General features: G+C 37.6%; 22 protein-coding genes. 7 read left to right on the plus strand and 15 right to left on the minus strand.

Annotated elements, in window-relative coordinates:
- Nucleotides 1-454 precede the first annotated feature (454 nt).
- The 4 genes from I593_RS03910 to ftsY form a co-directional block, all read right to left on the minus strand.
- Nucleotides 455-1,126 carry a DUF2057 domain-containing protein gene (locus I593_RS03910; protein ID WP_016166262.1) on the minus strand — a complete coding sequence of 224 codons (672 nt, stop codon included), beginning with the start codon at nucleotides 1,124-1,126 and terminating at the stop codon, nucleotides 455-457.
- A gap of 251 nt (nucleotides 1,127-1,377) precedes the next feature.
- On the minus strand, nucleotides 1,378-1,971 hold the full coding sequence (locus I593_RS03915) for a nitroreductase family protein (RefSeq protein ID WP_016166263.1): 594 nt from the start codon (nucleotides 1,969-1,971) through the stop codon (nucleotides 1,378-1,380).
- A gap of 180 nt (nucleotides 1,972-2,151) precedes the next feature.
- Nucleotides 2,152-2,838: a nitroreductase family protein gene (locus I593_RS03920; RefSeq protein ID WP_016166264.1), complete on the minus strand. Its 687-nt coding sequence runs from the start codon at nucleotides 2,836-2,838 to the stop codon at nucleotides 2,152-2,154.
- Between the two features lie 173 nt (nucleotides 2,839-3,011).
- Nucleotides 3,012-4,115 carry a signal recognition particle-docking protein FtsY gene (gene ftsY / locus I593_RS03925; protein WP_016166265.1) on the minus strand — a complete coding sequence of 368 codons (1,104 nt, stop codon included), beginning with the start codon at nucleotides 4,113-4,115 and terminating at the stop codon, nucleotides 3,012-3,014.
- A gap of 219 nt (nucleotides 4,116-4,334) precedes the next feature.
- On the opposite strand from ftsY, the gene I593_RS03930 reads away from it, so the two are divergent.
- Nucleotides 4,335-5,675: a M16 family metallopeptidase gene (locus I593_RS03930; RefSeq protein WP_035302453.1), complete on the plus strand. Its 1,341-nt coding sequence runs from the start codon at nucleotides 4,335-4,337 to the stop codon at nucleotides 5,673-5,675.
- A 15-nt stretch (nucleotides 5,676-5,690) separates the two neighbouring features.
- The gene (locus tag I593_RS03935; protein WP_016166267.1) at nucleotides 5,691-7,277 is read left to right on the plus strand and encodes a M16 family metallopeptidase; all 1,587 of its coding nucleotides are present in this window, start codon (nucleotides 5,691-5,693) and stop codon (nucleotides 7,275-7,277) included.
- Between the two features lie 332 nt (nucleotides 7,278-7,609).
- Here the strand turns inward: I593_RS03935 and I593_RS03940 are convergent, their stop codons facing one another.
- Complete coding sequence (locus tag I593_RS03940; RefSeq protein ID WP_016166269.1) at nucleotides 7,610-7,972, minus strand: hypothetical protein; 363 nt, start codon at nucleotides 7,970-7,972, stop codon at nucleotides 7,610-7,612.
- 219 nt (nucleotides 7,973-8,191) lie between these two features.
- On the opposite strand from I593_RS03940, the gene I593_RS03945 reads away from it, so the two are divergent.
- The 3 genes from I593_RS03945 to I593_RS03955 all read left to right on the plus strand — a co-directional run bounded on the left by I593_RS03945 (nucleotide 8,192) and on the right by I593_RS03955 (nucleotide 9,506).
- Nucleotides 8,192-8,425, plus strand: a complete 234-nt coding sequence (locus tag I593_RS03945) for an SEL1-like repeat protein (RefSeq protein ID WP_016166270.1) — start codon at nucleotides 8,192-8,194, stop codon at nucleotides 8,423-8,425.
- A gap of 135 nt (nucleotides 8,426-8,560) precedes the next feature.
- Nucleotides 8,561-8,935 (plus strand): DUF2750 domain-containing protein, encoded by a 375-nt coding sequence (locus I593_RS03950; protein WP_035302455.1) that lies wholly within the window; start codon nucleotides 8,561-8,563, stop codon nucleotides 8,933-8,935.
- Nucleotides 8,936-9,074: 139 nt separating this feature from the next.
- Nucleotides 9,075-9,506, plus strand: coding sequence for a CBS domain-containing protein (locus I593_RS03955; protein WP_016166273.1), 432 nt, complete (start codon nucleotides 9,075-9,077; stop codon nucleotides 9,504-9,506).
- Nucleotides 9,507-9,566: 60 nt separating this feature from the next.
- Here the strand turns inward: I593_RS03955 and trpB are convergent, their stop codons facing one another.
- From trpB to I593_RS04000, 9 genes are all read right to left on the minus strand, one after another.
- Nucleotides 9,567-10,775, minus strand: a complete 1,209-nt coding sequence (gene trpB, locus I593_RS03960; RefSeq protein ID WP_016166274.1) for a tryptophan synthase subunit beta — start codon at nucleotides 10,773-10,775, stop codon at nucleotides 9,567-9,569.
- A 67-nt stretch (nucleotides 10,776-10,842) separates the two neighbouring features.
- A complete protein-coding gene (locus I593_RS03965) occupies nucleotides 10,843-12,030 on the minus strand; it encodes a vWA domain-containing protein (protein WP_016166275.1) in 1,188 nt (395 codons plus the stop codon).
- 13 nt (nucleotides 12,031-12,043) lie between these two features.
- Nucleotides 12,044-12,895: an AAA family ATPase gene (locus I593_RS03970; RefSeq protein ID WP_016166276.1), complete on the minus strand. Its 852-nt coding sequence runs from the start codon at nucleotides 12,893-12,895 to the stop codon at nucleotides 12,044-12,046.
- A gap of 20 nt (nucleotides 12,896-12,915) precedes the next feature.
- Nucleotides 12,916-13,299, minus strand: coding sequence for a hypothetical protein (locus I593_RS03975; RefSeq protein ID WP_016166277.1), 384 nt, complete (start codon nucleotides 13,297-13,299; stop codon nucleotides 12,916-12,918).
- Nucleotides 13,300-13,319: 20 nt separating this feature from the next.
- A complete protein-coding gene (locus I593_RS03980) occupies nucleotides 13,320-13,622 on the minus strand; it encodes a YcgL domain-containing protein (RefSeq protein ID WP_026441167.1) in 303 nt (100 codons plus the stop codon).
- A 132-nt stretch (nucleotides 13,623-13,754) separates the two neighbouring features.
- Nucleotides 13,755-14,888, minus strand: a complete 1,134-nt coding sequence (locus tag I593_RS03985) for a ribonuclease D (RefSeq protein WP_035309768.1) — start codon at nucleotides 14,886-14,888, stop codon at nucleotides 13,755-13,757.
- Nucleotides 14,889-15,128: 240 nt separating this feature from the next.
- Nucleotides 15,129-15,725: a recombination mediator RecR gene (gene recR / locus I593_RS03990; RefSeq protein WP_016166280.1), complete on the minus strand. Its 597-nt coding sequence runs from the start codon at nucleotides 15,723-15,725 to the stop codon at nucleotides 15,129-15,131.
- A 56-nt stretch (nucleotides 15,726-15,781) separates the two neighbouring features.
- Nucleotides 15,782-16,111 carry a YbaB/EbfC family nucleoid-associated protein gene (locus tag I593_RS03995; RefSeq protein WP_016166281.1) on the minus strand — a complete coding sequence of 110 codons (330 nt, stop codon included), beginning with the start codon at nucleotides 16,109-16,111 and terminating at the stop codon, nucleotides 15,782-15,784.
- Nucleotides 16,112-16,149: 38 nt separating this feature from the next.
- Nucleotides 16,150-17,337 carry an O-succinylhomoserine sulfhydrylase gene (locus I593_RS04000; protein ID WP_016166282.1) on the minus strand — a complete coding sequence of 396 codons (1,188 nt, stop codon included), beginning with the start codon at nucleotides 17,335-17,337 and terminating at the stop codon, nucleotides 16,150-16,152.
- Nucleotides 17,338-17,471: 134 nt separating this feature from the next.
- Here I593_RS04000 and I593_RS04005 point away from each other — a divergent pair, with 134 nt between their 5' ends.
- Entirely contained in the window at nucleotides 17,472-18,572 is a 1,101-nt protein-coding gene (locus tag I593_RS04005) for an alpha/beta fold hydrolase (protein ID WP_016166283.1), read from the plus strand.
- Nucleotides 18,573-18,582: 10 nt separating this feature from the next.
- Nucleotides 18,583-19,455: an NAD(P)-dependent oxidoreductase gene (locus tag I593_RS04010; protein WP_016166284.1), complete on the plus strand. Its 873-nt coding sequence runs from the start codon at nucleotides 18,583-18,585 to the stop codon at nucleotides 19,453-19,455.
- Between the two features lie 130 nt (nucleotides 19,456-19,585).
- On the opposite strand, the gene I593_RS04015 is transcribed toward I593_RS04010, so the two are convergent.
- On the minus strand, nucleotides 19,586-20,002 hold the full coding sequence (locus I593_RS04015; protein WP_035302456.1) for a hypothetical protein: 417 nt from the start codon (nucleotides 20,000-20,002) through the stop codon (nucleotides 19,586-19,588).
- Nucleotides 20,003-20,226: the final 224 nt, after the last annotated feature.

Below are 20,226 nucleotides of genomic sequence, written 5' to 3' on the forward strand. Positions count from 1 at the left end.
TGCTTTATTCTAAACACCAAATCTGGCTCATCAATTTTCTGACATTAATTTCTCAAATAAACTTCGAGTAATTTCTACCATCAATCAATGAAAATAATTTCGATCAATCAATCAGTAAAAATCCACACAAGTTGTTCTTCATAATCTCTTAATGATCTATCTAATACCTCGTCAGTATTAGATGCTGGACTCAATAAACTCAACAACTCAGTGCTTCGCACTTCGTTCATTTCCATCTATCTCGTCGGTATGGGGTGCATTCTATACGGTTTTATTTTCAGTGCAAGCCTATTTTATAAATAATTATAGAATATGCCATTAAGCGATCAATATTTATCCCAATTGAGCATTTATAGCACTAAATTTAAAGTCTGAGTACACTTTTTATAGGTTTTGATACACAAAAAACTTAGTCCATAATACGTGTACTAAGTTTTTTGTGTTGCGGTGTGATCTAGTTTGCTTGTGTAGCGAGCCAACTCATAAATTTTTGACGTTCTGTTTTATCCGCTTTCTTCCATAACTCAATTAATTGTTGATCTACAGCTATAGCATTTGATTTTGTATTTGTAGCAATTTGTTGAGTCGAAGATTGTGGGTTTGTCACAGTTTGTGTATATACGGCTGGTGGCTGATTAGCAGGCGTAGCATTTTTTTGTGTTAAATCTAAAGCCCCTCCAAACATGCTTCGACTTAACCATGGTTTTTGTTCTGTATTCGCACCAGTTTGCTGAACTAATACTTGCTGTTTTTTGTCAAAAAGTGCAATTGTCGGTTGCTGCGCATATTTTTTTGCATCTTCAAACGTTTTTGGAGCATTGATTAAAGCTAATTTATAGGTTTCATTATCTTGAAGGCTTGGTGTTTTCAAAGTAACAACACCTGATTTTACGATATCGTGCTCACCAGACATATGTTCAAAGTATTGAATGTAACGAACACTAATGTCTGAGCTGCCTGCATCTAATTTATAGACGTTATTTTCTGAACGAAATAAACCTGTATTCACTTCTTGATCGTTTACCGCAAGGATCTTAATTTCTTCTGGTGCTGTAATTGTAACCGCTGAAAATACTGAACTACTTACTATTAATGCCGCTGTAGCAAATGTTAAACGTAAAGCCATTTTGCCTTCTCTTGATTCATTGTTAAATTTTAGTTGCACTATGCAAGTTATAAATGACAATTTTATGACAAAGTCATTTTTGAAATGCAATCGTTTTCTTGAACTTATTTTTATATGCTTTACACAATAGAAGATATTGGCATTTGGTCGAGAGAACGTTTATTTCACTAAATTTCTGTATACGTGATTATTGTTATTGGAACATTTTGTGATACCGCAACCATCAATATAGATAGTTGCGGCTAAGACATTTAGTTAAATGTTTTAAAACGAATATTATCTTCTAGATATGTTTTTTCGCCAGCAGGAGCTTCGATTGAACCTAATACTAATTGGGCGCGTAGTTTCCAATTGCTTGGAATGTCAAAAGTTGCCGCAACTTCAGCATCAACCACTGGGTTATAGTGTTGTAAAGATGCCCCAATGTTATGTTCAGCCAATATTGTCCAAACTGCATATTGGGCGATTGCTGATGAATGCTCCGACCATACTGGAAAGTTATCTGCATAGAGAGCAAATTGCTCTTGCAAGGATTTAACGACATCTTGGTCTTCATAAAAAAGAACCGTAGCATAACCTGCTGAGAAGCTATCTATTTTTTTACTCGTATTCTCAAAAGCTTCCGCTGGAACCATTTTACGCAAAGTTTCACGTACAATTTCCCAGAAATTATAATGTGATTGACCAAATAAGCTAACAACACGTGAGGTTTGAGAGTTAAATGCAGAAGGACTTTCACGTACAGCATCTTTAATAAGCTGTTCAACTTCAGTTTGTTGCAGATTTACATTTTTTCCGATTGCATAAATTGTACGGCGTTTTTTCATATGCTCTAAGAATGCCATTATTATTTCCTCATTCATTGGTTCGTTAAATAGAGATTTATATCTCAATTGACTTAGGAATATCATAAGTCCTTTGTAAATTATATAAAGACCTATGGCTGTGACAGTCTGTCTTATATTTAGAACGTTCAAAGCATAACAAAATTTGCTTCATTAAAGCCTAAACGGAATTGTCACTCTTTATTTAAAAACTAAAAATTCTGCTTCTTTATTCATAGCTTTTACATGCTCAGCTTCTTGTTCAACAGAACCAAATACCAATTGGGTTTGAAGTTTCCATTTTGTACTTATTTTTAAGTATTGTGCGACTTTGTAATCAATTGATGGGTTGTAATAATTAAAGTTTGCTCCTATTCCTATTTCTGCCAAAGCCATCCAAACCGCATACTGCGCCATTCCTGAACTCTGTTGTGACCACAATGGCACTTCTGCCGAGTTTAAAGGGGAGTTCTTTTTCAAGTTTTCAATGACTGTTTGATCTTCAAAAAATAAAACCGTCCCATACGCCGAGCTACATTTTTGAATTTTGGTTGCCGTTGCAGAGAATAAATGTTCAGGTATTTGAGTTTTTTGAATCTCTTGCACTAAATGCCAGAAATCCTTATGTGCTTTGGAAAATAAAATAACGATACGTGTAGTTTTCATATTCAATGCAGATGGACAATTTAGAACCGTCGCCTGAATTAAATCGGTTAAGTATGCTTGATCATGTACTACGCGCTTGCCTAATTGTTGTATACAGCGACGTTGTTGTAATTGTAGTAGATAACTAGACTCTCTTGAATCCGTTTCATTTTTTCTATTAAAAATTAAGTCTGTTGTAATTTCAGTCGTTAGCATTTGGCTAAGTTTATCTAATAGTGCCATTGATTACCCCATAAAACCGAATATACATATTTTTTGTAAGGATTTTATTTTAACGCTAAATTTTCGGGAAAAACCTATTTATCGCAAATAAACTGTTCTCTTTTAAATCAAATAGATACCCTAAAAAAGACAAACTCCGCATTTTGCGGAGTTTGTGTGAAATACACTACTTTTTATTTTTCTGTTTCAAACAATGCAGCTACAAATGATTTTGCAGAGAATGGTCGTAAATCATCAATTTTTTCACCGACACCAATAAAGCGAATTGGAACATGTGTACGACTTGCAATATTAAATAGAACTCCGCCTTTTGCTGTTCCATCTAATTTAGTGATCGTAATACCTGTAAGACCAACAGCCTCATCAAACAACTCGACTTGGTTAATCGCATTCTGGCCCGTGCCAGCATCGACCACTAACATAATTTCATGTGGCGCTGTAGCATCAATTTTTTGCATAACACGTTTAACTTTCGTCAACTCTTGCATTAAATGACTTTTGTTATGTAAACGCCCAGCCGTATCAGCAATTAAAACATCTACACCTTTTGCACGTGCACTTTCAAAAGCATCAAAAATAACAGAGGCACTATCTGCTCCATGACCTTGGGCAACGACAGCGATGTTGTTACGCTCCCCCCAAATTTGTAATTGCTCTGTTGCTGCTGCACGGAAAGTATCCCCTGCTGCAAGCATGACTTTCTTACCCTCACCTTGCAAACGCTTAGCCAATTTACCAATAGTGGTGGTTTTACCTACACCATTTACGCCCACAACCAAAATTACAAATGGATTTTTATTTGGATCAATATGTAAGGGCTTAACACGTGGAGCCAACAAACTTACCAATTCTTCCTGTAATGCTTTATACAAAGAATGTGAGTAAATTAAATCACCACGCGCAGTACGCTCTGTTAAATTCGCGATAATTGTTTTGGTCGCATCTACACCAATATCTGCAACTAAAAGCTGCTCTTCAACTTCTTCGAGTAGTTCGTCATCAATTTCTTTACCGCCGATCAAAATATTGACCATACCATCAGCAAAGTTTTTACGGGTTTTGGTTAACCCTTCTTTCATTCGGCTAAAAAAGCCGCCTGTTGGCTTTTCGGTAGTTTGCTCATCAGAATCTTTTTGAACTGGTGTAACAATTTCTTCAGCTTTTGGCGTCTCAATAATAGGCACATTTACCGCAGGTAAACTTGGTAAAGTTACATCATCATCCCCAATATCAGCATCAATCAAGAATTTATTTTGCCCAGTAGATTGTTGTTGCATGCCGAATCCTTTGAAAAGCAGCGTGTTAAAAGTTAATAATTTTAGCATAAAAGATAAGGATTTTCTTTATCTTGCCGTAGCCTGTAAATCAGCTACAAAAAGCTACACCCTTGTCTTGCTTTTATACGTAATTTTCTTAAAAATGAATGTAAATACCAAGGCCTGTGAGTTCCTTAAGTGTTTGGCAAAAATAATAATAAGCACCTAGAAAAACCTTCTATATTCGCAGGTATATTACTTTTTATTTGTCCAATTTATTATTCTCCCGTTTACGCAAAACCCGAAAACAATCTGACTCATTCAATCTCAAAATATACTTTAGACAATGGCCTGAAAGTAATAATTCGTGAAGACCATCGTTCACCTATGGTCATGACACAAATTTGGTATGCCGTTGGCAGTAGTGATGAATCAGGAAATCAGCTTGGTATTTCACACGCTTTAGAACATATGATGTTTAAAGGCACAACCCGAGTACCTAATGATGAATTTACCCGCCTAAGCCGTCTCTACGGTGGCAGCGTGAACGCAGCAACTTTTACCAACTACACCAATTATTATCAGCTCTACCAAAAAGATTTTTTAGCTTTAGCATTGGAAGTAGAAGCTGATCGGATGAGTAATTTACTGCTCAGACAACAAGATTTTGATACTGAAATTAAAGTCGTCATGGAAGAGCGACGTCAAAGAACCGATGATAATCCACGTGCCCTTGCATCGGAACGGTTTAGATGGATTTCTTATCCAACCAGTCATTATAGACAGCCTGTAATTGGCTATATGAAAAATCTCAACACTTTACAATTAAATGATCTCAAAAAATGGTATGAAGACTGGTACGCTCCCAATAATGCTATTTTAGTTATTGTTGGTGATATAGATACAAAACAAACGCTTCATCAAGTAAAACAATACTTTTCTTCAATTCCAGCAAAGACACTCCCCCAAAGAAATGATGTTCAAGAACATACAAATATTGGCTATCGCTACATGGAGGTTAAACTTCCCGTACAAGTGCCAAATCTCTTTTTCGCTTGGAATGTTCACTCCTTAGCCACTGCGCAAAATCCACAAGATGTCTATGCGTTGGTGATGATCAAAAATATATTGGATAGCGGAATAACTACACGTCTACAAAATAATTTAGTCCGTAAACAGAAGTTAGCAACATCGGTTAGTGTATCTTATGATCCATATAATCGTGGCGATAGTCTGTTTAGTGTTACAGCTCTACCTGTTGAAGGAATTTCACTTGAGGAGATTGAAAAAGCCTTATTGGCTGAAATTGAAAATCTTAAAAACACCCCAGTCTCTAATGATGAACTGAATCGTGTAGTGACACGATATATTGCCGATTTTATTTATAGTCAAGATGATATAGCTGGACAAGCCCGAATGATTGGAACATTGGAGGTGAATGGATTGAGCTATCAATTAATCGATCAATTACAACAACACTATGAATCAGTTACCCCCGAAGATATTCAACGCGTAGCGAATACTTATTTCAACCAAAACAATCTAAGCAACATGCATATTCTCCCTGATCAGAAAAAATAACCAATGGAGAAGAAAATGTGGAAATTTCATTTATGTATTATCAGCTCTTTTTTATGTTTACCTGCTAGTTTTGCCGAGGCTCTACCAAACACGCAATCAACAAATGAGTTCAAATCAATGACTCAGCTACAAAGCCTCAAAAATATTCAGGAAAATCCACATCAAACCGCACCTTTCGTACATGAACTGAATAATCGCTTTCATGTTCGATCACTGTTTGTAGAATCTCCAACTCTACCCATGGTGGATATTCAACTGACATTTAATGCAGGTTCAGCACGTGACTCGGAAATAGGATCTAATCTTTATGGTTTGTCCAACATGGTGGCACAGCTAATAGATGAAGGAACCAGCAACTATACGGCGGAAGAAATTATTTCTACTTTCGAAAGTGTTGGAGCAAAATTCAGCGTAGCGTCATATCGAGATATGTTTATTATCAAATTAAGAACCTTATCTGACCCTGAAAAGTTACAACCCGCAGTGGCAATGATGCTTGACATGTTGAATCATTCAACCTTTCAAACGCCAAGTATTGATTTGATGCTCAGTAATAGAGCAGTGGGGCAAAAACAATTAAAAGAAAACCCAGAGCGTATGAAAAATATTGTTTTTTATCGCACTTTATATGGGAAACACCCTTATGCCGAACCGATTACAGGAACTCAAGCCAGCATTAAACGCATTACGCCTGAAAATTTGATCGAGTTCCGCAAGCGTTTTTTAGTACGTAATAATTTGAACATTGCAATTACTGGACAATTAAATCCGAAGGAAGCATTAAAACTGTCTGAAAAAATAGCCAAGCAATTACCCGCAGGAAACGAGGCCGATCCCCTTCCAGCCCCCAATATTCGTACAGATTTTAACATTCGGCATATCCCTTATGCTTCAAGCCAAGCACATATTATTATGGGTGCAATTGGAACGACTCGTGATGATCCTGATTATTTAGCGCTACTACTTGCCAATCGTATATTCGGCACAGGTGGATTCAATTCTATATTAAGCCAAGAACTACGTGTAAAACGCGGACTAACCTATGGTGCTTATAGTAATTTTAGTTTTATGCAAGTCGCTGGTCCTTTTAGCTTAGGCTATTCTACCGAGCAAGATCATTTGTTAGAAAGCATTCAAATTGCACATCAAGCCTTAGTCAATTTCATCCATACTCCGATTGATAAACAACAGCTTGAACAAGCAAAATTGGGCATGATACGAGCTTTTCCAAATCACTATAGTAGCAATGCCGCGATTAATGCTCAGTTAGGTGCTATTGGTTTTTATCATTTACCTGCGAATTATTTAGACTACTACACTGAAGAATTAAGTAAAGTTACCGCTACTCAAGTACAAAGTGCTATTCAAAAGCATTTACATCCAGATCGATTAACGATCATTATTTTTAGCAAAAAATTAGATAAATCTGCCTTAGAGCAAATTCTACAAAATAATCTAAATACCAATGAAAAACTCATTCCAAACGAAGCAGCACGACCAAAATTCAACGAAGCGTCTCATCCGCCAAAGGAGGAAGCTCCTGCGCCCGATTTTTCTCCGCATGATACGCCCGCATCAGTTTTAGATAATGACCTATGGTGATCTGATGCTTATACAAAAGCTGATCTGCCATATCTTGAGTAGAAGGATAATATGCTTGCCGAGATAACTGCTTGATTTGATGATATTGCTCTGGTGTAACAGGTCTAAATAATGCAAAAGTGGCCAAAAAAAGAATTGCCCCAATAATCAGCAAGACCAAGAAATAATATAAATTCTCTAATTTGAATTGATTAAAAAAATGAATAATTTTTTGCTTTGCACTATGCATACACTACCTCGAATGAGTAGGTAGTGTAGGTTGACAACAATAGAATCTCAAGTTTATTTGCCCAGTCTTAACCTCAACTGGCTAAAAATGGGCAAATTCTGTCTTAAGCACTGGTAATATTACGGACTACAGCAAAATAAAGGATAAAAGCAATTAACGCTAATGCCAGTACAATGGTAAATACGCCTACACCATGTTCTGCATCTGCAGGATGTAAGTCCTCATCATCAGCAATTCTACGCAGCTCCCCATCATACATTTTATAAAATTCAACTCGCTGTTGCGGCTCTAATGTTCGTGTAAAATCATAAACACGTTTACGTTGAGCTAAACAATATTCCCCCAAATGAATCTCATTATGAAAAACAGCTTCATCTAACTGTTGACGATGATAATGAGCCAATTCAATAATTTTTTCCGCATTGAGTGGCAAATCAAAAGTAAAACCATCTATTGTATTTGTCATATTATTCTCCTTTTAATTACAGTATCCTGTAGTTCCATCTTAATAAAAAAACTTTTTGACTATTGTTTAATCATGTAACTTGAATTTATTTAGACTACCCCCATATCTTATTTGACTTTTCACTTAATCTGTAATATTAGTTTAATAATACTTAGTTAAATTAGTATGAAGACTATAAAAGTCGAGCTGTGCAATCATAATTACAATAAGGAGTTATCTATGATTCAACAAATTTCTCATCATGAGTTAGAACATGTGTATGCTAATGCGGTAAACACAATTCAATCGCAAATGAACTTTTCAGAAGCAGTTTTACAGTTGGAAGATGCTGCCCGTGCAGGTCATGGTAAAGCAGCAATGTTTTTAGCTGAACTTTATTACCAAGGTTTTCGTGTAGAACGTGATTCTCTTAAAGCTCAGTACTGGCAGAAAATGGCCACAATGCAAGCATAATGAAACGTCACTTAGGTGGCGTTTTTTTTGGGCTTTATTTAAAAAAATATTTACTTACGATTTTTCGCAAAGCTTACACTGAAATTTAACATGATATTTTTACAATAACCCATGACTTCACAAAGTTTGTCCAATATGAAACAAATTAGTCAATTACAACCGATCGCGAAAGACTTATTTTTTAAAATTACTGTTCTTAAATCCATGATGTACTGCGGTGTGTTGTGGGGTTTATATAATGAAGGCTGGGCAATCATGTCCGACCAAGATGATTTTATTTTTCCATTCTGGATGAATAGCGCTCAAGCATATAAATACGCAGAGGTACATTGGCCGAGCTATACACCTCGCAAGATTACCCCTACCGATTTTCAAAAATCGTTGCTTCCAACTTTAACTCGACTCAAAGTCATTCCTGCGCTATGTAATTCTTCTAGTCAAAAATTTAAACTCACCACTCAGCAAATGCGACATTTTTTCTTTGCTGATGTGCAATTACAGCCCGCTTAAAGCAAATTAAATTAGGTGTTTACACTTAACACCTAATTTTTTTAATTTTATGCAATTTATGACTGCTTAGGTATTTGCATTTTGCATATTTCAAGTTAAGTTAAAAGTCAAACAATAAACAACATCAGAGATGAATAATATGACTAAAGTTGTACAAGTCCTTCAAGATAAATCCGAACAGTCAGTTTTTACAATTCGTCCAGATTCAACCGTATTTGAAGCCATTACACTTATGGCAGACAAAGGTATTGGTGCTTTAGTGGTAACACAGGACGAAAAAGTCGTTGGTATTATTTCCGAACGTGATTACACGCGTAAAGTTGCATTAATGGAACGCACTTCATTTACAACCAATGTCAGTGAAATTATGACGGCCACTGTATTGACCGTAACAACCAGCACCAGTATAGAAGACTGCCTGGAGTTAATGACTGTTCGCCACCTACGCCACTTGCCTGTGGTCGAGAATGAACGACTGATTGGCTTAATTTCAATTGGTGACTTGGTAAAAGCAGCGATGGCAGATCAGAAAAACTTGATTGAGCAATTGCAGCAATATATCTCTGGTTAATCAAATATCAGCCCATATAGAAAAAAGGTCAGCGCTTGCTGACCTTTTTAAGTGTACGTTTTAATTGAGACCAAGTTTGTCTGCAACATAATCAGAATCTTTATCACCACGACCTGATAAATTCACCACAATTTTCACATCTTTAGGTAATTTAGGTGCTTCTCGTAATGCCCATGCGACTGCATGTGAGCTTTCTAGTGCAGGTACAATCCCTTCAACACGCGACAAAGTCATAAACGCATCTAAACACTCTTGATCGGTTGCTGTTGTATATTCAACACGCCCTAAATCTTTAAGAAAGCTGTGTTGTGGTCCTACACCAGGATAGTCCAAACCAGAAGCAATTGAATGTACAGGTAAAGGCTCACCTTGTTCATCTTCCAGCACATAACATGCCATACCATGAATTTGACTTGGTTTACCTAAAGTTAAAGTTGCAGAATGCATTGCTGTATCTAATCCATGACCAGCAGGCTCAACACCCACTAATTTCACCTCAGGATCATTTAAGAATGCAGTAAATGCACCAATTGCATTGGAGCCACCACCTACACAAGCCACAACATAATCAGGACTTTGCCCAAATCGGTCTTGGGCTTGCACTTTAATTTCTTTACCAATAATACTTTGAAAATCACGCACCATTTTCGGAAATGGATGCGGACCAACAACCGAACCAATCGCATAAATATAATTTTTTGGATCGTTTAGATATTCTTCAAAAGCACTGTCTACTGCATCTTTAAGGGTCGCGGTCCCACGTGTGACCGAAACTAGTTTCGCCCCGAGAATCTTCATTTTCACAACATTTGGATGTTCTTTCTCAATATCCACCTGTCCCATATGAATTTCACAAGGAATTCCAACTAAAGCACAGGCTGTCGCCAAAGCCACGCCATGTTGCCCCGCGCCTGTTTCCGCGATGACTTTAGTCTTTCCCATGTACTTAGCAAGTAATGCTTCACCAAGACAATGGTTAATTTTATGAGCACCCGTATGGTTCAAATCTTCACGCTTTAAATAAATTTGCGCGCCACCCAATTGCTCAGACAAACGTTTCGCGTGAAATAAAGGGCTAGGACGACCTACATAGTTTGCAAATAAGTCCGCCAGCTCATTTTGAAATTCTGACGTATGACGAATTTCTTCATATGCCAAGTTAATTTCATCCATTGCTTCTTTAAGATGCGGAGGAATAAACTGACCACCATAAGGCCCAAAGAAACCTTCGGCATTTGGTAAATCTACCCCATTAATTTGATGATTCATCGCTTATCCCCCCCTTTATCACATTTATTTATCAAATATTTAATACTTACTTAGAAACATAAAATATTTAACGTGCTAAGTATTTGGTTAAATCCTCTACCCCTTTTAAGGTCATCGGATACATATGCTGCTCAAAAATCTGTTTGATTGCACCAATGGTCTGCGTGTAATGCCAATAATTTTCCTCTTCAGGATTTAGCCAAGCCGTTTTATCAAAATGCTGACGTAACCGATGTAGCCACACCTGCCCCGACTCATCATTCATATATTCGACCGAGCCTCCAACCGAATTAAGCTCATAAGGTGCCATACTTGCATCACCAACGACAATTACACGATAGTCTCGCCCATAAGTATTGAATAAATCCCATGTGTTCATGCGTGTATTTGAGCGACGTACATTATCTTTCCAGACATAGTCATACAAACAATTATGGAAATAGAAATACTCGAGTGTTTTAAATTCTGTTTTGGCTGCACTAAATAATTTCTCACATTGCGCAATATGAGAATCCATTGAGCCACCCACATCAAACAACATCAAGACTTTAACGCGGTTACGACGTTCAGGCACCAATTGAACATCTAAAATACCCTGCTTTGCCGTTTCTTTGATAGTGCCATCAATGTCCAACTCCTCGGCTGCACCTTGGCGAGCAAACTTACGCAAACGGCGTAATGCCAATTGCATTTGACGTGTCCCCAAAATCTGCTCATCATCCAAATTACGGTATTTGCGCTGTTCCCAAACCTTTACCGCAGACCGCTTCCGACTTGGACCACCAATACGCACACCTTCAGGATGGTCTCCATAAGCACCAAAAGGAGATGTTCCTCCCGTACCAATCATTCGATTGCCACCTTGATGCTTTTTATGTTGTTCGCGTAATCGCTCTTCCAACATTTTCATCAATTCTTCGAGAGAACCTGCTTTTTTAAGTTCTTCACGCTGCTCTGGCGTAAGGTGTTTTTCTAATAATTCTAAATCGAACCAATCTTTGGGTAACTGCTGAACTTGATTGAGTAACTCATCCAAGTCAAATGTTGAAATACCGTCGAAATAGTCCTTCATACCCCGATCAAATTTATCGAAGAAACGCTCATCCTTCACCATAATGGTTTTTGCAAGCTGATAAAACTCTTCTTGATCGGCAAATACTAAGCCTGATGCAACCGCCTCATTCAGATCAATGAGCTCTCGTGTAGACACAGGCACACCATATTTACGTAAAGTATAAAACAAGCGCACAAACATGCGTGTTTCTCCATTAGCGACGCGACATAAAGGCTAAACGCTCAAGTAACTGCACATCTTGCTCGTTTTTAATTAATGCACCATAAAGTGGTGGAATGGCTTTAGTTTTATCATGGTTACGCAGTACATCTTCAGGCATGTCATCTGCCATTAACAGGCTTAACCAATCAATCAATTCAGAGGTTGAAGGCGGTTTTTTTAGCCCAGGAACCTGACGTAATTTAAAGAAAACTTGAAGTGCTTCATTTACTAATGCTGTTGAAACCTGCGGGAAATGCACATCAATAATTTCACGCATGGTTGCTTCATCTGGAAACTCAATATAATGGAAGAAACAACGACGCAAGAAAGCGTCAGGCAATTCTTTTTCATTATTTGAGGTGATGATGACAATTGGGCGTTGAGTCGCGGTAATGGTTTCGCCTGTTTCATACACAAAGAAAGACATTTTATCGAGTTCATGCAACAAATCATTAGGAAACTCGATATCCGCCTTGTCAATCTCATCAATCAACAACACGCAGCGTTCTTTACTCGTAAATGCTTCCCACAACTTACCAGGTTTAATATAGTTCTTAATGTCGTAGACACGGTCATCACCCAACTGGCTATCACGCAAACGCGAAACCGCATCATATTCATACAAACCTTGCTGTGCTTTGGTTGTCGACTTGATGTGCCATGTAATGAGTTTTAAACCTAAGCTATCTGCAACTTGCTCTGCCAATAAAGTCTTGCCTGTTCCTGGCTCTCCTTTAACCAATAATGGCTTTTGCAATGCACGCGCAGCTTTCACTGCTAGCTTTAAACTATCAGTCGCGATGTACTGACTTGTACCCGTAAATTGTTGAGTATCAACAGACATAAGATAACCTTATTTTTTATTTAAAGTGGTGAACTTTTCTTGTTAACTACAGAAATTCCGCGTTTATCACTGTACTTAGACCAGCAATATCCAACGATCAAACCCAAACCCAGAACACATAAAATTGCAGATAAATTAAACCAGATGAGCGGGTTTTCTTTAGTCAATATGCCAAACATCAAACCAAAAAATGCAGGCGCAATCGAAGCATTTGTCCCTTCAGAAACCGTTGGCGTTAGCATCAAGGCAAAAATAACCATCCAGCTAATACCGCCAAACGGTTTTGGCAAGCGTTTCGCTATTGCATACCAGCACCATAAAATAATGATGCTACCTAACAAATACACACTCACTGCAATCGTATCTTCAGGAATTGTGTCTAAAATTGAAAGTAAATTATCCATAGTACAACTCCTGAATGAAATTAAGCGCCACGCAAGCCTTCTGGGGCTACAGCATTCGGATTAATTAACCCTTCTGGTGGCATTTGAATGAAGAAACCGTTGGTTTGTATCGAATCCATTACATGCAATACATTTACACGTGCCAATTTGCGTGTCTCAGATAACTCAATATGCATCACGAATGTAGCACGACCAAAAGCAACTCGCAGCGCTTCAGGAACAACGTCTAATGGATTAGATGCTTCTGCATCATTTTCAGAAGGACGAGCAACATAAAGATACATCTCGTCTTTTTTGCTCGATTTATAGATTGAACAATGCATGTTTAGAACATTACTTAACTTAGAAAATACAGCGCCAAGCATACAACAAAAAATAATCTGATTCAGTAGTGATTATTAACGCAGCAGTCGTCAATTTGTCTAAGTGTCAATTCTTTAAACAAATCTGAGTGACTATTGGGCGACTTGCATTTGTGTCGATAAATATTGCTGATCGTCGTGTAATACTTGAATGAGCGGCCTAGTCAAAAGCTCATAACGCCATCCAAGTAAATAGTTTGGTAAATCCTGCTCATCATGACCCGAGACGACATGCTGATACACAGCATTGAGCCACTTTTTGCGCAATAAGACTTCCTTCGGAACTGCTGTTTCATTGACCACTTTTTGAATGACAGCATCGACCTTATTGCCAATTTCTTTAGATGAATGGCGGATTGGGCGTGCCATACGCAATGGCCATTCTTCTTGAGCAGGTAAAAATTTCAATAAGTCTAAAATGGTTTTCCCATGTTCACGTAGAATGTTTTGACGAATATCTTTGACATTACACAATTGAAAATGATTTTTCTCGACCAAATCAATCATGGTCGAATTTTTAAGAATAAAGCTACGCGGCTGATTGAGTGCCTTAACCATTTGCTCACGCCAAACAGCCAATTGCTGTAATTGCATCAGCTCACGGCGTGAATGACGATAATTTCCAATATCTTGATAAAGCAAAGCCAATGGCGTTTCTTGACCAATTTCATAGGTTAGATTTCGACAATCTTCCTGAGCAAAATCTAATAAATACTTTTCTTGTAATTCTGATCTGACTTTTTGTGCCAAAGCCATGATGTACAGTACATCATTCGCAGCATAATTGAGTTGTTCTGGAGACAATGGACGCGCCAACCAATCTGAACGGGTCTGATCTTTATCAATATCCACATTCAACATTTGTTTCAACGCATTTTGATAACTGACTTGCAAGCCATGACCTAAAAATGACATCCCAATTTGGGTATCAAAAACATTACTGAGTGACTTGTCTTTTGCGTAATGATAAATTAAATCAATATCTTCGCCGCAAGCATGAAACACATTCAATTGCGCAGTAAAGATTTTTTTCCAGAATAATGTGAGATCTAAAGTCGTCCCATCTAATAAATAGACTTGATTAGCAACGTTAATTTGGAACACACCAAGCTTTGGCCACAAGGTATCCACTTTAATAAACTCTGTATCAAGCCCATAAATGGAATTTTGATCCATGATGGACAAAAAGTTATTGAAATCTGTTTGGTGCTGAATAAACTGAAACATACTGCCGAGTCTAGGAATAGATTCTCTAAAAAGATATCTTACCTCATATATAACAATTATCTATAAAAATTTTAAATTTCTGTTAAATAATTATTTTAAATTTTAGTACATAAGCTCTATTTATCTGTTTATTGATACTTTTTTTATATTATTAATTTCCTAAAAATATACCGATCGTTAAAATATCTTTCAAAATTTAAAGGACTATTCCTCTAAAATGAACATGAAACAAGTATTTACTTATTTCATGCGCATACGGTTGTGTACAGCCTGACTCAAAGTATGACTATCCACATATTCCAGCTCACCACCTTGTGGTACGCCTTGTGCAATTCTTGTCATATGGACAGGTAAATGCTTACAAGCTTCAACCAAATAATGTGCAGTTGCTTGACCTTCAACGGTTGCGTTGGTTGCAAGAATCACTTCTGTAATCTTGCCATCAGTTAAGCGCTGTACTAAATGAGGAATGCCTATTTCGTCTGGTCCAATACCATCGAGTGGTGACAAATGCCCACCTAAAACATGATATTTGCCTCGGAAACTTCCGCTTTGCTCAATGGCCATCACATCCGCAGGAGACTCTACCACACACAATAGCTGGTCATCACGCTCGTTAGAAAGGCAGATATCACAGACTTCTTCTTCTGTAAGTGAATGGCACACACAACATTCATGAATATGATTGGTTGCTTCGGTCAAAGCATAAGCTAAACCTACTGCACCTTCCCGATTTTTCATAATCAGATGCAATGCCATACGTTGTGCAGACTTTGGCCCCACACTCGGTAAAATTCTTAAAGCTTGAACTAATTGTTCAAATCGATCACTAAACACGATTATTCCTATATAAAAATACCTCCCTAAAAAGGGAGGTAAGAAACCACTTAGGATTAGAACATCCCTGCAAGACCTGGTGGTAGACCCATGCCTGAACTTGCACCTTTTAGACGCTCTTCAGAGATTGCTTCTGCCTGACGTGCCGCATCATTCATTGCAGCAGCAATCAAGTCTTCAATCATATCTGGATCGTCTTGTAACAATTCAGGGTTAATCTCAATACGTTTCACCACATTACGGCAAGTCATTGTCACTTTAACCAAGCCACCACCTGCTTCCGCATGAACTTCGGTTTGTGCAAGCTCTTCTTTGGCTTTTTTAAGATTGCCTTCCATTTCTTTTTGCATGCGTTGAGCTTGCTGCATCAACATATTAATGTTCATAAAAGTCTCCGAACAATATTTAAAAACTAACGCTCAATTTAAATCAGATTTAAACCACGGTTTAAATCGCGAATAATATCATCAATGTCTTCTAAACCGACTGAAACACGGATTAAACTTTCACGAATACCCGCAGCTTCTTTTGCTTCAGGCGAAAGCTTACCATGAGTCGTGGTTGCGGGATGGGTAATTGTTGACTTCACATCACCCAAGTTACCTGTTATTGAAATAAATTGGGTATTGTCGATGACTTTCCAAGCCTCTTCACGTCCACCTTTTACTTCAAAAGATACAATACCACCAAAGCCAGTTTGTTGTTTTGCTGCAAGCTCATGCCCTACATGTTCAGGCAAACCTGCATAATAAACTTTTTCAACTTTATCGTGCTGTTTAAGATATTCAGCTAACTTTTGCGCACCTTCAGAGTGTGCCTTCATGCGCAAACTTAAAGTTTCCAAACCTTTGAGGAATACCCACGCATTGAAAGGACTCATTGATGGGCCTGTTGTACGCACATAACCAAAAACTTCCTCAAGAAGTTTATGACTCCCCACGACAGCACCACCCAAGGCACGACCTTGCCCATCTAAATACTTTGTTGCTGAATAAACAATTAAGTCGGCACCAAACTGAATTGGGCGCTGTAATACAGGCGTACAGAAGCTATTATCAATCGCAAGCAATGCATTATTTGCATGTGCAATATCTGCCAAGGCCTGAATATCTGCCACTTCGGCCAAAGGATTTGATGGAGACTCTACAAATAAAAGTTTAGTGGTCGGTTTAACCGCATTTTTCCAAGCTGACAAATCCGTTAAATCTACAAAATCGACTGCAACACTAAATTTAGCCACATACTTTTCAAATAATGAAACTGTAGAACCAAAAACAGCGCGGGAACAAATCACGTGATCCCCTGCTTTTAAAAACGACATTGCCACTGCCATAATTGCAGCCATACCCGAACTGGTTGCAACTGCACGCTCAGCACCTTCCAAAGCAGCTAAACGTTTTTCAAACATCGATACAGTTGGATTGGTAAAGCGCGAGTAAATATTTCCTGGTTCTTGTCCAGAAAATTTGGCCGCAGCTTCAGCCGCATTTTCATAAACAAATGATGAGGTTAAAAAAATTGGCTCGCCGTGCTCACCCTCAAAACTACGCGTATGACCAGTACGAATCGCTAATGTATCGAGTTGATATTCAATGTCGTCTTGTTGGCTCATTTCTACGATTCAGTTCTCAGAACTGCCTTTGTGAATAATTGCCAACATTTTGAGCGTCTACGGCATTTCAGGTCAAGGTAAAATATAAAATTATCGTTTAGACTTCGAGCAAATCTTCAGGTAGGTCAATTAAAATGTCCACGTTGACAAAACTAAAACAGCGGATCGCCAGTCAGAAAGTCCAACTCAAAAACTTATCTACGCGCGTCTTCAAACAACATTCGCTTATTCTGTCTGAAAGTACGCCCTACGAAATTATCGCAAGCAATGATTATGCTAAAGTACGTTACTACCCAGCCGTCTCAAAACGTTATCTCGAACCCTTAGTTTTTGTAGCACCTTTTGCCATTAATATGGCCATTTACGATTTGTTTCCTTATCGCTCTTTAGTGAAGTATTTTCAAAATCAAGGTTTTGATGTGTATTTAGTGGAATGGAAGCACTTTCGTTTTCGTGATCGACATATTCACTTTCTCACGATCGTTGATTATACACTCCCAGACTGCATTCATAAAATACGCCAACATGCTCAGTCTGAACAAATTTCACTGCATGGCTGGAGTATGGCAGGCATTTTTGTTTTACTTTATAGCGCCCTACAGCACCCTAATTTTGTCAAAAACTTAATTGTTCTGGGTAGCCCTATTGATAGTTATGCTTCTGGATTCATTGGTAAAGTGAATCAAAATATGTATCGACTTGTTCAAAAAAATACAACGCTCAATCAATTCTTGTTTTCGACCAATATTCCAAAAAAATTTACCCATACATCGGGTCGTTTAAATTCAATTGGTTTTAAAATTCTAGATCCTAAAGGCTGGTATGCAAGCTATAAAACCCTTTTGAACAACTTAGATGATTTGGAAACCATCAGTGAAAATGCCACGATTAGCCAGTTTCTCAATAATATGATTGATTATCCTGGTGGCATCAACCAAGACATGATTTTTAAAATTTGGCTAAAAAATGAACTCAAACATGGTGTTATTCAGCTTGAAGATAAACAAATCAAATTAAATTCCATCACCTCATCCTTGTTTATTGGCGCTGGTCAGACCGACCAACTTGTTACTGAAGACTCAATAAAGCCATTATGTGAATTGACAAACAGCCAAGATGTCACGTTTACTCTTATCCCCGGAGGACATTTGGGTTTAATGTCAAATAAGGCAAGCGCTGAACAATTTTGGCCCAAACTCACCTCTTGGCTAGAACAAAGATCGACAAAGATATAAAGGAAAAATCATGATTCATTCAGTTGCTTTTATCGGTTTAGGTGCTATGGGTTATCGTATGGCGGCCCATCTCCCTAAACATTTTGAAACCGTGTTTGTTTGGAATCGTAATTTTTCCAAAGCCGAACAACATGCAGCTGAATATGGAACCCTTGCTGTCTCTTTACAAGATGCAGTTCAAGCAGACATCATTTTTTCTTGCCTTCCAACGAGCCAAGATGTTGAAGCGCTTATTTCTGGATTGGAATTAAAAGCAGGCAGTATCTGGATTGATTGCACAAGTGGTGTACCAGAGTCTGCTAAAAATCTGGCAGAAGCTTTACAAACACAACAAGTGAATTTCTTAGATGCTCCTGTAAGTGGTCAAACGATTGGCGCTGAAAATGCCACACTAACCGTCATGGTAGGTGGTGATGCAGAAGCGTTCGAAAAAGCACTTCCTGCCTTGCAAGCGATTGGAAAACTCATTAAGCATGTGGGTAACTCAGGTGCAGGTTTCGCTGTGAAAGCGGTGAACAACATGCTTCTTGCGGTCAATCTTTGCTCAGTAGCCGAAGGCTTTACCACTTTAAAAGCACATGGTGTAAATTTGGGTGAAGCACTAGATTGCATTAATGCCTCTAGTGGTAAAAGTGGAGTGACGGAGACCGTATTACCGCAACGTGTTTTAAACCGTAGTTTCCCTCTTACCTTTGCTTTACCGTTATTGGCAAAGGATACTGGAATAGCATTAGATTTAGTCCGTGATGCTAAACTTTCAGCACCTGTAATTGCATTGACACAAAGTCTCATACAAGCAGCAAGTGATCTTTCGCCTGCAGAAAGTGATTTTTCTAGTGCAGTAAAATTATATGAATCTTGGAGCAAAATTACGTTGGAATGATTTGTTTTTTTATAATCAAAAGTTTATTTCAAATTTAATAAAAAAAACCCTACTTAATATAGTGGGGGTTTTTTATTTTAATAATTTTAACAAAATCAGACATAACCCAATTGGCGAATACCGCAATCTTTTAATCAAATAATTTTGACCAATTGGTCGCCAGATACTGTTCATTCTTTTCTACCACAACTCCAGAGGTTGTAATTCTCATATTTTCAGCCGTGATAATCAATTCTGGTACAGTTTTGTTAAATTCAAAAACAAATTGATACTTATCATTTCCTAGATCTTTAACTTCGTAATCAATTATGTAAAATTGCCCGCAACTTAAATCATTCGTAATACTGAATTTATCAATCGAAGCATTTTCAAAAGTCACCAAAGCTTTCTCAAGCGAATATTGTTCCAATTCACAATCAAAATCAGAAAAGATATGGACATATAAAATAACATCGAATTTCCATAATTCTGGATTCCAATCAAGTAAGAATCCATACAATCTGGCATCATGTAAAGCCCCAAGATATTTATAAAAATTTTCAATCATGTCATTCCCCATAACAAATTCAAAAAAGTCCAACATAACGTTGAACTAGAGACAATAACAATTAAAGTTAAATGAGTTAAATTTTTATTATCAATTTAACTTTATAAAATTATTGATATATATAACTTTTGCCTATCATGTTGAGCAAAAGTACGTTAGAGTAATTTATTGCCATTGAAGATGACAAATTAAACCCAATATTGTAATAAGGTATTAAACATATA

Origin of the sequence: Acinetobacter tandoii DSM 14970 = CIP 107469, from assembly GCF_000400735.1 — a bacterium.
GTDB classification, from domain to species: domain Bacteria; phylum Pseudomonadota; class Gammaproteobacteria; order Pseudomonadales; family Moraxellaceae; genus Acinetobacter; species Acinetobacter tandoii.